The organism is Rhizobium sp. BK512 (assembly GCF_014194915.1).
Classification (GTDB): Bacteria; Pseudomonadota; Alphaproteobacteria; order Rhizobiales; family Rhizobiaceae; genus Rhizobium.
This window is the reverse complement of sequence record NZ_JACIAS010000006.1, coordinates 301,448-316,269: the sequence shown is the minus strand read 5'-3', so window position 1 is coordinate 316,269 and position 14,822 is coordinate 301,448. Positions and strand designations below refer to the sequence as shown.

Annotated in this window: 17 protein-coding genes; 9 read left to right on the top strand and 8 right to left on the bottom strand. The window is 60.5% G+C overall.

Annotated features, from left to right (window positions below):
* Positions 1-4: 4 nt before the first annotated feature.
* The 4 genes from FHX06_RS22110 to coxB all read right to left on the bottom strand — a co-directional run bounded on the left by FHX06_RS22110 (position 5) and on the right by coxB (position 3,780).
* Complete coding sequence (locus FHX06_RS22110) at positions 5-142, bottom strand: hypothetical protein (protein WP_183848187.1); 138 nt, start codon at positions 140-142, stop codon at positions 5-7.
* Entirely contained in the window at positions 142-1,098 is a 957-nt protein-coding gene (locus FHX06_RS22105) for a heme o synthase (RefSeq protein ID WP_183881074.1), read from the bottom strand. The genes FHX06_RS22110 and FHX06_RS22105 overlap by 1 nt, the downstream gene beginning before the upstream one ends.
* Positions 1,099-1,165: 67 nt before the next feature.
* Positions 1,166-2,869, bottom strand: coding sequence for a cytochrome c oxidase subunit I (ctaD, locus tag FHX06_RS22100; protein WP_112542955.1), 1,704 nt, complete (start codon positions 2,867-2,869; stop codon positions 1,166-1,168).
* Positions 2,870-2,886: 17 nt separating this feature from the next.
* Positions 2,887-3,780, bottom strand: a complete 894-nt coding sequence (coxB, locus tag FHX06_RS22095) for a cytochrome c oxidase subunit II (RefSeq protein WP_183848181.1) — start codon at positions 3,778-3,780, stop codon at positions 2,887-2,889.
* A 314-nt stretch (positions 3,781-4,094) separates the two neighbouring features.
* Here coxB and FHX06_RS22090 point away from each other — a divergent pair, with 314 nt between their 5' ends.
* The 4 genes from FHX06_RS22090 (at position 4,095) to FHX06_RS22075 (ending at position 7,421) form a co-directional block, all read left to right on the top strand.
* Positions 4,095-4,757 (top strand): invasion associated locus B family protein, encoded by a 663-nt coding sequence (locus FHX06_RS22090; RefSeq protein ID WP_183880868.1) that lies wholly within the window; start codon positions 4,095-4,097, stop codon positions 4,755-4,757.
* 78 nt (positions 4,758-4,835) lie between these two features.
* Complete coding sequence (tldD, locus tag FHX06_RS22085) at positions 4,836-6,251, top strand: metalloprotease TldD (RefSeq protein WP_113116282.1); 1,416 nt, start codon at positions 4,836-4,838, stop codon at positions 6,249-6,251.
* A gap of 12 nt (positions 6,252-6,263) precedes the next feature.
* Positions 6,264-6,752, top strand: coding sequence for a GNAT family N-acetyltransferase (locus FHX06_RS22080; protein WP_183880867.1), 489 nt, complete (start codon positions 6,264-6,266; stop codon positions 6,750-6,752).
* Between the two features lie 42 nt (positions 6,753-6,794).
* Positions 6,795-7,421, top strand: a complete 627-nt coding sequence (locus FHX06_RS22075) for a hypothetical protein (RefSeq protein WP_183880865.1) — start codon at positions 6,795-6,797, stop codon at positions 7,419-7,421.
* On the opposite strand, the gene FHX06_RS22070 is transcribed toward FHX06_RS22075, so the two are convergent.
* Both FHX06_RS22070 and FHX06_RS22065 read right to left on the bottom strand, forming a co-directional pair.
* Positions 7,402-7,710 carry a pyrophosphatase gene (locus tag FHX06_RS22070; protein WP_112971070.1) on the bottom strand — a complete coding sequence of 103 codons (309 nt, stop codon included), beginning with the start codon at positions 7,708-7,710 and terminating at the stop codon, positions 7,402-7,404. The genes FHX06_RS22075 and FHX06_RS22070 overlap by 20 nt on opposite strands.
* Positions 7,711-7,775: 65 nt before the next feature.
* Positions 7,776-9,062, bottom strand: a complete 1,287-nt coding sequence (locus tag FHX06_RS22065) for a D-alanyl-D-alanine carboxypeptidase family protein (protein WP_113015017.1) — start codon at positions 9,060-9,062, stop codon at positions 7,776-7,778.
* Positions 9,063-9,295: 233 nt separating this feature from the next.
* Here FHX06_RS22065 and FHX06_RS22060 point away from each other — a divergent pair, with 233 nt between their 5' ends.
* Positions 9,296-10,330: a polysaccharide deacetylase family protein gene (locus FHX06_RS22060; protein ID WP_183880863.1), complete on the top strand. Its 1,035-nt coding sequence runs from the start codon at positions 9,296-9,298 to the stop codon at positions 10,328-10,330.
* Positions 10,331-10,335: 5 nt separating this feature from the next.
* Here FHX06_RS22060 and pdxH read toward each other — a convergent pair whose 3' ends face one another.
* Positions 10,336-10,956 carry a pyridoxamine 5'-phosphate oxidase gene (gene pdxH, locus FHX06_RS22055; RefSeq protein WP_183880861.1) on the bottom strand — a complete coding sequence of 207 codons (621 nt, stop codon included), beginning with the start codon at positions 10,954-10,956 and terminating at the stop codon, positions 10,336-10,338.
* 64 nt (positions 10,957-11,020) lie between these two features.
* On the opposite strand from pdxH, the gene FHX06_RS22050 reads away from it, so the two are divergent.
* From FHX06_RS22050 to FHX06_RS22035, 4 genes are all read left to right on the top strand, one after another.
* Positions 11,021-11,479 (top strand): RT0821/Lpp0805 family surface protein, encoded by a 459-nt coding sequence (locus FHX06_RS22050; protein WP_112542945.1) that lies wholly within the window; start codon positions 11,021-11,023, stop codon positions 11,477-11,479.
* A 281-nt stretch (positions 11,480-11,760) separates the two neighbouring features.
* On the top strand, positions 11,761-12,972 hold the full coding sequence (locus FHX06_RS22045) for a DnaJ C-terminal domain-containing protein (protein WP_112542944.1): 1,212 nt from the start codon (positions 11,761-11,763) through the stop codon (positions 12,970-12,972).
* Positions 12,973-13,094: 122 nt separating this feature from the next.
* Positions 13,095-13,913 carry an enoyl-ACP reductase FabI gene (gene fabI / locus FHX06_RS22040; protein WP_112542943.1) on the top strand — a complete coding sequence of 273 codons (819 nt, stop codon included), beginning with the start codon at positions 13,095-13,097 and terminating at the stop codon, positions 13,911-13,913.
* A gap of 32 nt (positions 13,914-13,945) precedes the next feature.
* Complete coding sequence (locus FHX06_RS22035; RefSeq protein ID WP_113213033.1) at positions 13,946-14,536, top strand: histidine phosphatase family protein; 591 nt, start codon at positions 13,946-13,948, stop codon at positions 14,534-14,536.
* Between the two features lie 16 nt (positions 14,537-14,552).
* Here FHX06_RS22035 and FHX06_RS22030 read toward each other — a convergent pair whose 3' ends face one another.
* On the bottom strand, positions 14,553-14,813 hold the full coding sequence (locus FHX06_RS22030) for a DUF1344 domain-containing protein (RefSeq protein WP_112542941.1): 261 nt from the start codon (positions 14,811-14,813) through the stop codon (positions 14,553-14,555).
* Positions 14,814-14,822 lie beyond the last annotated feature (9 nt).

Genomic DNA, 14,822 nt, shown 5'->3' with positions numbered 1-14,822 from the left:
TCCATCAGCCTCCATGTCCCAGAAACTTGACGATGGTAATGGCGTAGAAAAGGATCACCAGACCGGCGAGGACCACACCGAGCGCGATGTTGCGATTGCGGCGCGACTTGCGTTGCGCTTCGGTCAGCTTGACCAGATCCATCAGAACGAGCCTCCTGCGTACGAGACCAGCATGGCGACCAGCCGGTCGAGCATCAGCGCAGAGAACACGGCGAAGAGGTAGAAGATCGAGAAGCCGAACAGCTTCTTGGCAGGGATCATCTTGAGATCGCCGTCAGGCATGCGCCAGACGGCGATGGAACAGTATATGAAGACCGCGCCGAGGGCTGCGGCGACGACGCCATAACCAACGCTGGCGAAGCCGAGGAAGGTCGGCAGCACCGCACAGACGGCCGTCAGCACGGCATAGGCAACGATCTGATGCTTGGTGGTGCGCTCGCCCGACACGTTCGGCAGCATCGGCACGCCAACCGCTTCGTAATCCCTCATCTTGAAGAGCGCGAGCGCCCAGAAATGCGCCGGCGTCCAGAGGAAGATGATGAGGAAAAGAACAGTGCTTTCGATCGTGACGGAATTGGTCACGCAGGCCCAGCCGATCATCGGCGGGAAAGCACCGGCCGCGCCACCGATGACGATGTTCTGCGGCGTCGAGCGCTTCAGCCACATTGTGTAGATGACGGCGTAGAAGAAGATGGTGAAGGCGAGAATGAAGGCCGACAGCCAATTGATCGCGAGACCGAGGATCGTCACCGAGAAGCAGGAGAGCACGAGCCCGAAGGCCAGAGCCTCCTTGGGCAGGATACGGCCGGCCGGGATCGGGCGTTTGGCGGTGCGGCTCATGACGGCGTCGATATCGGCGTCATACCACATGTTGAGCGCACCCGACGCACCTGCGCCGACGGCAATGCAGAGGATGGCGATCAGGCCGAGAACGGGATTGATGTGACCCGGCGCCAGCACCAGGCCGGCAAAGGCGGTGAAGACCACGAGCGACATGACCCGCGGCTTCAGAAGCTCGAAATAATCGCGCGCACTGGCCTCCGACAGGCGAAAATCGCCGTCTTCAGCAAGAGCCTCGTGATTGTCGATTACCGTCATCATTCCGTCCTGATCAAATTAACTGACAGACGCCGCAGAAGCCTGCGGCGTCTGGAAAACCGGCATCTTACTTGATGCGCGGGAGCTGTTCCCACTGGTGGTACGGCGGCGGCGAAGGCAGCTGCCACTCAAGCGTCGTTGCGCCCTCACCCCATGGATTGTCACCGGCAACGCGCTTCTTGGCGAAGGCTTCCCAGACACCGACGAGGAAGATGATCACGCCGACGAAGGAGATGTAGGAACCGATCGACGAAACATAGTTCCAGCCGGCGAATGCATCCGGATAGTCGATGTAGCGGCGCGGCATCCCGGCGAGGCCGAGGAAGTGCTGCGGGAAGAACACCAGGTTCACGCCGATGAACATGACCCAGAAGTGCAGCTTGCCGAGGAATTCGCTGTACATGTAGCCGGTCATCTTCGGGAACCAGTAGTACCAGGCAGCGAAGATGGCGAAGACGGCGCCGAGCGACAGAACATAGTGGAAGTGAGCCACGACGTAATAGGTGTCATGCAGCGAGCGGTCGAGGCCGGCATTGGCAAGCTGGACGCCCGTGACGCCACCGACGGTGAAGAGGAAAATGAAGCCGATCGCCCAGATCATCGGCGTGCGGAAGCTGATCGAGCCACCCCACATCGTTGCGATCCAGGAGAAGATCTTCACGCCCGTCGGAACGGCGATGACCATCGTCGCGAAGACGAAGTAGCGCTGTGCATCGAGCGACAGGCCGACCGTGTACATGTGGTGAGCCCAGACGACAAAGCCGACAGCACCGATGGCGACCATGGCATAGGCCATGCCGAGATAACCGAAAACCGGCTTCTTGGAGAAAGTCGATACGATATGGCTGACGATGCCGAAGCCCGGCAGGATCAGGATGTAGACTTCCGGGTGACCGAAGAACCAGAACAGGTGCTGGTAGAGGATCGGGTCACCGCCGCCTTCCGGCGCGAAGAAGGCCGTGCCGAAGTTACGGTCGGTCAGCAGCATGGTGATGGCGCCTGCCAGAACCGGCAGCGACAGCAGCAGCAGGAAGGCGGTGATCAGCACGGCCCAGGCAAAGAGCGGCATCTTGTGCAGCGTCATGCCCGGAGCGCGCATGTTGAGGATCGTGGTGATGAAGTTGATCGCACCGAGGATCGAGGACGCACCGGCAATGTGGAGCGCGAAGATCGCAAGGTCGACTGCCGGACCCGGCTGACCGCCGACGGCAAGCGGCGGATACATGGTCCAGCCGCCACCTGCGCCATACGCGCCGGCCGGGCCTTCGACGAACATCGAGATGCACAGCAGCAGGAAGGCCGGAACGATCAGCCAGAAGGAGATGTTGTTCAGACGCGGGAAAGCCATGTCCGGCGCGCCGATCATGATCGGCACCATCCAGTTGGCAAAGCCGCCGATCATCGCCGGCATGACCATGAAGAAGATCATGATCAGCGCGTGAGCGGTGGTGAAGACGTTGAACATGTGCTTGGCGCCGTCGATGGCGGCATCACCTTCGAAGCCGTAGACCATGGAGGCCAGGCCGTGGAAGATCTGGATGCCCGGCTCCTGCAGTTCCATGCGCATGGCGACGGAAAGAAGGCCGCCGACGATGCCGGCGAAGATCGCGAAGATCAGATAGAGCGTGCCAATGTCCTTATGGTTCGTCGAGAAGAACCAGCGGTCTGCAAAGCTCGGCGTATGCGAGTGATCGTGGTGGTCGTCATGCGCGTGTGCGTCATGAGCGTGGTGATCATGAGAATGATCGTCGTGAGCGGAAGGTCCAGCCATTGTCCCGATCCCCTATCTTACTTTGCGACGTTTTCAGCGACATCGACGGTCTTTGCAGAACCATCGGCAGCGGCGATCAGTGTCTTGTAGGCGCCGGGCAAGTCGCTGGCGGCCGTGGTCAGCCACTGCTTGTACTTGTCCTCGGAGACCACGCGGATCGCGATCGGCATGAACGCATGGTCCTTGCCGCAAAGCTCGGAACACTGGCCGTAGAAGAGGCCTTCGCGCTCGGCGCGGAACCAGGTTTCGTTCAGGCGGCCCGGAACGGCGTCGATCTTGATGCCGAAGGACGGCATGGCGAAAGCATGAATGACGTCGGTCGGCGCAGCGGTGACAAGAACACGAACGGTCTTGTTGACAGGCAGTACGAGTTCGTTGTCGACGGCCAGAAGGCGCGGATAGACAGCAAGGTCGGTCTTGCCGGCAGAGGCACGATCCGGTTCTTTCAGAAGATAGGAGTCGAAGGCGACGGGTGTTTCGCCAGAGCCCTCATATTCATAGTTCCACTGCCACTGGGTCGCGGTCGCCTTGATCGTCACATCCGGATTTTCCGGCAGGGTGAGCTGCGCCGTCAGGAGGGTGAAAGAAGGAACAGCGAGGAAAAGAAGGATGAGGACCGGCCCCACGGTCCAGATGACTTCGATTACCGTATTGTGGCTCGTCTTGGAGGGAACCGGGTTTGCCGAAGCCCGGAACTTGAAACAGACAACCAGAATGAGAACGAGAACGAACAGCGTGATCGGAACGATGAACCACAGCGTATATTGTTCGAACCAGTGGATCTCCCGCATGATCGGCGTCGCTGCCGGCTGCAGTGTCGCCTGCCACGGCATCGGCTGATCGGCATATGTGCCGGAAGCAAAAAGCAGACAGACCAGCGCGGTCAGGGCTGCATAAGCCTTCTTAATCACCTTGTAATCTCCCTCGAGCGCTGATCTGCGATAAATCGAGCGCAGAATCCTTGCCATCCTGTGCGCTTCAAACCACAGTTTGGCATCCGCCGCAACAGGCAGAAGCAATTGTCTATGCGGCATTTTTGCTCAAAGACTGCCTCCTCAGCCACGGCAAAACATTCCAAGCTTTTCATCAGCATACGAAAAACGCGCTCGAGCGCCAATCCGCCCGCTGCACATTCTTTCGGCGAGGTCCTATTTCTGCCGCAGTCCCCCGGTTTTCACGGGGTGGGGCTTTTCATTTTCTGTGGGCAGCTTCACAAATAGCGGCAATGATTCGATATCCAGAGGTTTTCATGGGTTTCCGTTCCCTCGCGCGGCCTTTTGTTCTGGCCGCAGGCATCGCGACCGCCGCGACGAGCCCCGTTTTCGCGCAGCAGACGCCGACGCCCGCGCAGTCGCGTCCTGCCGCGCCCGCTCCGAAGCCCGCCCCGACACAGCAGCCCGCACCGTCTGCGACGCCGAACGTCGAGCAGGTAACGCCCAGCCAGGCTCAGCCGCCGGCTCCCGGCACGGTCCGTTCCAACCATGGCGCATGGTCCGTCGTCTGCGACAAGCCGGCGGGCGCCTCGGCCGAGCAGTGCGCGCTGATGCAGAACGTCATTGCCGAAGACCGTCCTGAAGTAGGCCTCTCCGTCGTCGTCCTGAAGACCGCCGACCGCAAGTCGAAGATCCTGCGCGTTCTGGCGCCGCTCGGCGTGCTGCTGCCGAACGGCCTCGGCCTCAATGTCGACGGCAAGGATATCGGCCGCGCCTATTTCGTGCGCTGCTTTGCCGACGGCTGCTATGCCGAAGTCGTTCTCGAGGACGAACTGCTCAAGACCTTCCGCAGCGGCGCGCAGGCAACCTTCATCGTCTTCCAGACGCCGGAAGAAGGCATCGGCATCCCTGTCGACCTCAAGGGTTTCGCAGAAGGCTACGACGCCCTGCCCTGATGCGGGGCTTGCTCGCGCAGTGCATCAGACCTACATCGGCTATTGAGCATTACCGCTCTTCTTGCGGAGCATAAAACCATGACCACGGATCTCCTGACGCTCTTTGATGCCGATGAAGCGACGATGCGCAAGCATGTCGCCGAGGCGCTTACCGGCGCCGATGACGGCGAGCTCTTCATCGAGCACGCGCAGGCGGAATCGCTGACCTTCGACAATGGCCGCCTCAAGGGGGGCAGCTTCAACACAGAGCAGGGTTTTGGCCTGCGCGCAGTTGCCGGCGAAGCGGTCGGCTATGCCCATGCGGGCGACCTTTCGGTTTCGGCGCTGAAGCGGGCAGCCGATGCGGTCGGCGCCGTCACGCGCGGTTATTCCGGCTCTTACGCGGCAGCACCGCAGGGTACCAACCGCAAGCTCTATACCGACGAGAACCCGATCGGTTCGCCGACCTTCGAGGAGAAGGTCAAGGTGCTGACTGATATCGACGCCTATCTGCGCGGCAAGAACGACAAGGTGCGGCAGGTCACTGCTTCGGTCGCGGCAAGCTGGCAGGTAGTCGATATCCTGCGCGCCGATGGCCATCGCGTGCAGGATATCCGCCCGATGACGCGCATCAACATCTCTGTCATGGTCGGCGACGGCGACCGGCAGGAGAGCGGCTCCTACGGCCAGGGCGGCCGCATCGGTTTCGGTGATTTCATCGCGACAGGAAGCTGGCAGCACGGTGCGGACGAAGCGCTGCGGCAGGCACTCGTCAATCTTGAAGCGATCGATGCACCTGCCGGTACGATGGATGTCGTGCTCGGCTCGGGCTGGCCCGGCGTCATGCTGCACGAGGCCGTGGGCCATGGTCTCGAAGGCGACTTCAACCGCAAGAAGACGTCTGCCTTTGCGGGTCTCCTCGGCCAGATGGTGGCCGCCCCCGGCGTGACCGTCGTCGACGACGGTACGATCGACAGCCGCCGCGGTTCGATCACCATCGACGACGAAGGCACGCCTTCCGCCTACAACGTGCTGATCGAAAACGGTAAACTGGTCGGATACATGCAGGACCGGCAGAACGCCCGGCTGATGGGCATGGCGCCCACCGGCAACGGCCGTCGCCAGGGTTATGCACATGTGCCAATGCCGCGCATGACGAACACCTATATGCTCGGTGGCGACAAGACGCCGGAAGAAATCATCGCTTCGGTCAAGAAGGGCATCTATGCCGTCTCCTTCGGCGGCGGCCAGGTGGACATCACGTCAGGCAAGTTCGTCTTCGGCTGCACCGAGGCCTATCTCATCGAAAACGGCAAGATCGGTGCGCCGATCAAGGGCGCCATGCTGATCGGCAATGGCCCGGACGCCATGAAGCGCGTATCGATGATCGGCAACGACATGAAGCTCGACACCGGTATCGGCAATTGCGGCAAGGCCGGCCAATGGGTTCCCGTCGGCGTCGGCCAGCCGCACCTGCGCATGGATCAGGTGACGGTCGGCGGCACGCAGACCTGAGGCGGTGCGATCATGGCCGAAATCGAGATCAGAACCTTCGCTCCTGACGATGCCGATGGCGTGATTTCGGTCATCCTGCCGATCCAGCGCGAAGAATTCGGCATCGACATCACCGCCGACACGCAGCCGGACCTGCGCGTCATTCCGGATTTCTACCAGTCCGGCAAGGGCCAGTTCTGGGTGGCGGTCAAGGATGGTGCCGTCGTCGGCACGCTCGGCCTCAAGGATATCGGCAACAACCAGGCGGCCCTGCGAAAGATGTTCGTGGCCGCCGAGGTGCGGGGCCGCGAACACGGTGTGGCCGCCCGGCTGCTCGAAGCGCTTTTTGCCCATGCCGGCAAAGTCGGCGTCACCGACATCTTCCTCGGCACGACGGACAAGTTCGTCGCCGCGCACCGGTTCTATGAGAAGAACGGTTTCTCCGAGATCGCCAGCAAGGACCTGCCGCGAGCGTTTCCGCGAATGGCCGTCGACAGCAAGTTCTATCGGCGGACAATATAGGCTAACCTCAAGCAATAGAACATCAAGCCCATGGGGCGCTGCTTGGCAATGGAGACATTTCTGCTGAAATTCCTGTCGCCTGAGACGGGCTGCTCAGCGCATGAAATGCGCTTCGAGGCTCCGATGGAGGCTGTTGCAGCCATTCTCGACGTCGAAACATCCGAACTGGCACACCATCTCTTCTACCTTGAGAAAAGCGAACTGCACGGACTCTCCTCGGCGCTGGCCCTCTCCTCTCCCGAACCGGAGGGTGAGGTCGTGCTCGCCCGAGGGGGATGGATCGATAGCGTGCCATATCTGGTCCATACTAACTTCGAGCTCGCCCTGATGCTGGATGGCCGCAAGCCATTCGCAGCGTTTTCGGACGAAGAAAACTCGGGGATTTTGGAGAAGGTCCGAGGCTACTTTCAGCCCTACGTCGATAGCGGTGCAATCATCGAACGGGTGAAGCCATTCGTTCAGGGCAAGTTTGTCCTGATTTGCATACTCTATGCACTGCCCAGTGAAGAATGGCGGTTCGATGCCTACGCCGAGCTGATGAGCGGAAGACTTTGGGCGGACGAAAGCGAATATCGCCTGGGGCGTCTGCTCGGCTATACGGAAGAACAATGCCGATGGTGGATCGCTCGAAGACGTGAAGCAGGAAACGTTACTGCGCCGAAGGCTTGAATTTCCATTTCCGCTCGATTGCGGCGGCGAGATCCACCTCGTGACGCCGAGCAAAGAGCAGGACATGGCCGAGAATATCGGCAGTCTCGTCGGCCAGGTCGCGCTCCATCTCCTCGGGCGAACGGCCTTTGGCACGGCCGCGGCCGGTCAGGCGGTTCCAGGCCTGGGTCAGTTCTCCCATTTCCTCCTGCAGCTTCAGCAGAAACCAATCGGCATCGCGCTCGATGTCATTGGCGGCGGCGTAGGCGGACGATGAGGTCTCGAACTGGTCGGCGAGCCGTTGCAGCATGACGTTCTCCTTTTGTTTACCAGGAGAGCGCCGATTCCCGAAGTTTGTCCAGAGCGAGCCGCGGCTCAGCCCTGGTTCGGCAACAGCATGCAGTCGTAGGAGCGCTTCTTCAGGGCGTCGCAGGCAGAGGTCGCGTCTTCCTTGCTCTGGAAGCCAATGAAACGGGCGCGATAAATCGCATTGGCGCCCTTGCCGACAGCTTCCGTGTAGGGCGAGGCGGAAACCAGTGGCGCACCGGCCTCGGACTGGGCCTGCGCGAGGAGCGCGCGGGCAGCATCGGCGCTCGGGGCAGCGGAGATCTGGATTTGCCAGCCGCCTGCCTTGCCGGCCGGCGCTTTCGGTGCCTTGCCGGCATTCATGATTTCGTCCATTGCCGCCGGGCGCTCAAGCGGGACAACTCCGTCATTGGCAAAGCCAAGCGCCTTCGGTGCGGGTGCCGCTGCCTCGTCCGCAACGCGCGGCGCGTTCGCCGGCACGGGAACATCCGTCTGCTCCGCAGCCGAGGCGACCTCGACCTGCTGCTTGGCATTGATGCTTGCAGTCAAGCTGGCGCCACCGGAGGAGGCTCTGCCCATGTAGCGGTCGAACAATCCGGCCATCTTGGCATCGCGGCTGCGGGCCGTGCGGCCGCCGAGCACCACGCCGACCACGCGGCGGCTACCGTCCTTCACGGCGCTGACAATGTTGAAACCGGAGGCATTGGTATAGCCGGTCTTGATACCGTCCATGCCCTGATAGCGGTACATGAGATTGTTGTGGCCGCGGATGGTCTGGCCACGGAAATTGAAGCTCGCGATGGAGAAGAGGCGATATTCGCCTGGATAGTTCTTCATCAGCGCCACGGCGAGCGTGGACATATCGCGCGCGGTCGTGACCTGACGCTTGTCCGGCAGGCCGGACGCATTGACGAAGACCGTGCGGCCCATGCCGAGCTGACGGGCCCTCTGGGTCATGAGCCTGGCGAAATTGCTTTCCGAGCCGCCGAGCTTCTCACCCATGGCGGCCGCCGCATCATTGGCTGATTTGACGATCATGCCATAGACCGCCTCGCGCACCGTGATCGTGCCGCCGGCCTTCACGCCGAGCTTTGTCGGCGGACGGGAGGCAGCATATTTCGACATGGTGATCGGTGTATCCCAGGTGATCTTGCCGCGATTGAGCGCCTCGAAGGTGAGGTAGAGCGTCATCATCTTCGTCAGCGAAGCCGGATGGTTCAGCGTATCACCGTTTTCGGAGGCGAGAACCTTGCCGGTACGGGCATCGAGGACGAGGGAAGCGCTGCCGGCGAAGGCCGCAACGGGTGCAGAAAGTGCCAGCGACGCGGTCAAAATGGCAGCCAAAAGCCTTCTCATGCACTTCCCCTCATTATACCCGGCGAGTCGCTACAACCGGAATTATGTCCCGTATTGTGACAGATGCCCATAATCTGGCGCGACTTTGAGGCAACGCCCAAGTTTTTTCCAAGCTTTTGTTTCGCTTGGTTAACAGCCGGTCAACAACTCGTTTTCCCTCCGGGATTCAGCAAGGTTTAACGGCGGCATTGGTAGCCTGTGTGACACGATTACAAAGCGGGGTCACGGGAAAAATGGGGCAGTGGAAGCGGCGGCTGAAGCGCATCGCGATCGGCGGCGGGCTGGAAGCGGCATGGCTGGCGAGCGCTGCCGGGCTCATGAAGGAGGCCCGCGGACGCGGCGTCATCTTCACGCTCCATCATGTGCGTCCGCATATCGTCCAACCGTTCGAACCGAACCAGCACCTTGAAATAACACCAGAATTTCTGGATTCAACGCTCCGGCGCCTGAGACGGATCGGCTATCGTTTCGTGCCGCTCGATGCGGTGCCCTCCCTGTTGTCGGACCCGCAGGACGATCGCCTGTTCGCCGCTTTCACACTGGATGACGGGTATCGCAACAATCTGATCCATGCCCTGCCCGTCTTCGAACGGCATCAGGCGCCCTTTACCATTTTCATAGCGCAGGGCTTTGCCGAGGGCTCGCACAGCATCTGGTGGGAAACGCTGGCACTGCTGCTTAACAGGGAAAATAGCATCGAGTTCAATTTCGGCCGCGGCAGGGAGAGACTGGCGCTCGATACGCTCGTCCGGAAATGGGACGCCTTCGACAGGCTTGCCGAGTTTATCCACAGGCAGGACGAGAGCCGCGCCCTCGCCGCGGTGGATGCGCTGGCGCGGCGCCACGGGATCGAGCCGCTCGACATTCCGCGGGAACTGGTCATGGGACCGCAGGAGCTGCGCAAGCTTTCGGCAAGCCCGCTCGCCAGTCTCGGCGCCCATACTATCAGCCACAGGGCACTTGCCCGCCTGCCGCATGCCGAAGCCCGGATCGAGATGGAAATCTCGGCAGATTATGTAGAGTCGATCACAGGCATTCGTCCCCGGACAATCGCTTTTCCCTATGGGACGAAGGAGGCAACAAAGGGCCGTGAAGCGGAGCTTGCGGCAAAGCTCGGCTTTGCCGTAGCCGTGACAACACAGCCGGGCTTTCCGGCAGCAAGCCAGCCCACCTATATGCCGCGTATCTCGCTCAACGGCTTTTACCAGAGGTCACGCTATGTTTCGGCGCTGGCATCAGGCATTCCATTGAAACTGCTTGGGAAATAGGTTCTTTACGGGTACATCCGCACCTTGTCCCAGCCCCCCTCGGGCGTCGGCCGGCGGAATTCGATCCGGTCGTGCAGCCGGAACTTCTGGTCTTTCCAGAACTCGATCGAGGTCGGGCGGATCCGGAAACCAGACCAGTAAGACGGGCGCGGAATATCGCCGATGGCGTAGCGCGTGGTGTATTCGGCAACCGCCTTCTCCAGGGCAAAACGGCTTTCGAGCGGGCGCGACTGCTTGGAAGCCCAGGCGCCGATGCGGCTGCCGCGGGCACGGGTCGCAAAGTAGGCGTCGGCCTCTGCGTCGGTGACCAGTCCGACAGGGCCGCGAACGCGCACCTGACGGCGCAGCGTTTTCCAGTGGAAACACATGGCAGCTTTCTTCTGTCCCAAGATTTCGCGACCTTTCTGACTCTCGAAATTCGTGTAGAAGACGAATCCGTCAGTATCGAAACCCTTCAGGAGAACCATGCGGACATTGGGCAGCCCATCTTCATCGACCGTCGCGAGCGCGACAGCATTGGGGTCGTTGAGTTCGGAAGCCTCCGCCTCCTTCAGCCACTCCCCAAAGAGCTTGAAGGGCTCTTCACTTTCCGTAAAGTCACCAGCTGTTAACCCGTTTGCCGACATATTAATTCAAATCCCGAGGTTTCTAAAAACTGACCCAGCCTCTCAGACTGGGGAAGGATGCAGGGTGGAAGTCATAGCAAAGACACATCGCCATACAAAGGGTTCGCTGCGCCGCAGCGTCAGACTCTCCATCGTCGGTATTGCGATCCTGTCACTTTCCGGCTGCATGACCGGGGGGTTCGACTTCCTGAGCTCTGCAAAGGTGGATCGTTCGGTTGCGACCGGCACGGTGCCACAGCCCGCCCCGAGCACTGATACGCTTTCCGACGAAATGACGGTGCGCAACGCCGTGACGTCGGCCGATATCCAGAAACTCGAGGGGCAGCCGCTTCCCTGGGCCAATGCCTCGACCGGCAGCGCCGGCGTCATCGACACGATCGTCGAGAATAATGATGCCGGTCAGGTCTGCCGGCAATTCCGCACGACACGCCATTCCTATGTCGGTATCGCCAAATTCTACGGCAAGACCTGCCTTGTCGGCGGCGGAAACTGGCAGCTTCTGAGCTTCCAGCCGGAAAGCTGATCCGCTCCTTTACCCGTTTTGCGGCGTTGGCCACCCTGAAACTTCAGGGTTAATGCGGCGTGCCGATTCGCTTCAATGTTTAGTGAAAGACTAACCATTAGCGGCAAAACACCCCATATCCAGCTTCGGAAATAAGAAGTGATTAGCAACTCTCCCGCACGATCTGCCGACGAGCGTGCTTTCCTGTCGTGAACCGGGAGGCGCGTCATGAGTTGAGATTCGGTTTCCGGGAGCGCCACGAGGAAGATGCCTCCCGGATTGCGACAGCGGCGGTGCGAACAATGCGTGATCCATATAAGGTTCTGGGCGTCAAGCGCGACGCGGATGCGGACGAAATCAAGGCGGCCTGGCGCAACATGGCCAAGGCCGTGCATCCCGATCACAATCAGGGCGACCCCACGGCCACCGCGCGTTTCGCTGAGATCGGCCGCGCCTATGAAACACTGAAAGATCCGCGAAAGCGCAATCTCTTCGACAGCGCCGTACGCATGGCTGAAGCAAAGAAGCAGGAGCAGACGATCATGCAGCAGCGTCAAGCTGCGCGTGAGGCTGCCGCCCGCGCCAAGGCCGCTCAGGCCAATGCCGAGCGGGTGATGGAAGAGCTTGCACGCGCCAATGCCAGTGCACAGAAGGCCGCAGCGGCAGGTGCCAAGCAGCAGCAGCAGGCAGGCTCGACCGAAGCGGCAGAAGAGATGGTCGAGCGCATCTTTGGCGCACAAGCGACCCGCAGCGCCGGCGCACAGGCGCAACCGCAGACACAGCAAGCATACTCTCAGCAGGCGCACTCCCAGCAGGCACAGGCCAAGCCGCATGCAGCCGAGGCGGCCAGGCAGCCGGAACAGGATACAGCAGAATCCGAAACCGCCAGGGCGGAGGATGAGCAGACGGAGGCCACGACCGGCACTGGCGTCAACATGTCCCTGCCGCTCAGCCTTCTGACCTCGCTGGTGCGCCGCTTCACCGGCACCGGTCAGCCAGGCCCTGAAAAAGCACCGGATGAGGTGGCAACTGCCACCGTGACGATCGAAGACATCATGAGGGGCAGCTGGACGACGGTTTCCCTTCCGGAAGGCCGTGAAGTCGGCTTTGCCCTGCCAGCCGGCACGACCGAAGGCCATCAGGTCCGGCTCAAGGGCCAGGGATTCAAGTTGCCGGGCATGCAACGCGGCGATGCCGTCATCAACATCCATATCGCGCCCGATCCGAGATTCACCGTCGATGGTTTCGACGTGCATGCCGTGCTGCCGCTCAACATCGAGAACGCAGTGCTTGGCACCGAAGCGCGCGTCGATGGTCCGCAGGGACCGGTCAATGTAACGGTCCCCGCCTGGTCCGGTTCCGACAAGACGATCCGCATTCCCGACCAGGGGCTGCCCAACGACAGCGGTGGAAAAGGCGATCTCGTCGTCGAATTGCGCATTATGTTGTGGGAAAAACCTGACGATAAGGTCACCGATCTCATGCGCAGCATGCGTGAAGGGCTATTTCTATGAAATTTTGGTGACAATCGCACCCTTTGTTACGATGCCTAACAGTTGATGATCTTGGGCCTGCTTGAACCGATTAACGGCCTATGCCATAGGCAGGATCATCAGAATTCCTAGGGAAGCGAAATATGGCTCAAGCATCCGGCCTCATGGCAGGCAAACGCGGCGTCATCATGGGTGTCGCCAACAATCGTTCGATTGCGTGGGGTATTGCCAAGGCCATTCATGCGCAGGGCGGAGAAGTTGCATTCACCTATCAGGGCGATGCCCTGAAGAAGCGCGTGGAGCCCCTGGCTGCCGAAATCGGCGCCGTCATGGTCGGCCATTGCGACGTCAGCGACGAATCGACGATCGATGCCGTTTTCGAAAACGTCGAGAAGCTGTGGGGCAAGATCGATTTCATCGTGCATGCGATCGGTTTCTCCGACAAGGACGAGCTGACCGGCCGTTACGTCGATACGACGCCTGACAATTTCACCAAGACCATGCAGATCTCCGTCTACTCCTTCACGTCGGTCGCGCGCCGCGCCGAGAAGCTGATGACGGAAGGCGGTTCGATGCTCACGCTCACCTATTACGGTGCCGAGAAGGTGATGCCGAACTACAACGTCATGGGCGTTGCCAAGGCGGCACTCGAAGCGAGCGTCAAATATCTCGCCGTCGACCTCGGACCGAAGAACATCCGCGTCAACGCCGTTTCGGCAGGCCCGATCAAGACGCTTGCGGCCTCCGGCATCGGCGATTTCCGCTACATCCTCAAGTGGAACGAGTATAACGCGCCGCTGCGTCGTACCGTGACCATCGAGGAAGTGGGCGATGTCGGCCTCTACCTGCTCTCGGACCTGTCGCGTTCCGTGACGGGTGAAGTGCATCACGCCGACAGCGGCTATCATGTCATCGGCATGAAGGCTGTGGACGCGCCTGATATTTCCGTCATCAAGGACTGAGCGTCCTTACCTGCAAAGCGGAGCCGATCCCCGTGCTTATCTATGTGATCAGACACGGCCAGACCGACTGGAATGCGGAACGCCGCCTGCAGGGCCAGAAGGATATTCCGATCAATGCGATCGGCCGCGAACAGGCAAGACAGAACGGGATCGCCCTTGCGGCGGTCCTGAAGGGCGAGGATACGGAATTCGATTTCGTCGCAAGCCCGCTCGGGCGCACGCGCGAGACCATGGAGATCATGCGATCAGCCATGAGGCTTCCGCCCAAGGACTATCGAACCGACGAACGCCTGGTCGAAGTCTCCTTTGGCGACTGGGAAGGCTATACGATAAAGCAGCTCAGGGTCTCTCAGGGCGAGCGAGTGACGGAACGCAACATCAACAAGTGGGATTTCATTCCGCCGGGCGAGGATGCGGAAAGCTACGAGATCATGTCGTGGCGAACAGGCGCATGGCTGAATTCAGTCGACCGGCCAACCGTTTGCGTCACCCATGGCGGCGTCATCAGAAGTCTGTTCAAGCTAATCTCCAACCTTCCCAAGGATGTCGCGTCCGAAGGCGAAATCCCGCAGGACCGGATTTTGAAGATCGAGACGTCGCGAGGCCAGATCGGCTGGATCTGATCCTGCAGATCCTTGCTTACTTGACGATGTCGAGATCGTTGATGACGCGCTTGCCGTCGACTTCCGTATAGAAGATCACAACCTTGACGCCGGCCTTCAGGCCTTCGAAATCGAATTCCTCGGGCGCCTGATAGGTCTTGCCGTCATCCAGCGTCAGGACGAGATTGGTAGTGTCGACCTTCTTGATCGTCGCCTCGACATCGGCACTCTCGGCAAAACTGCTCATGGGCGAAAGAAAATTTGCCGTCGCCAGAAGCGTAGCAATAACGAAACGCATGTCGGCAAT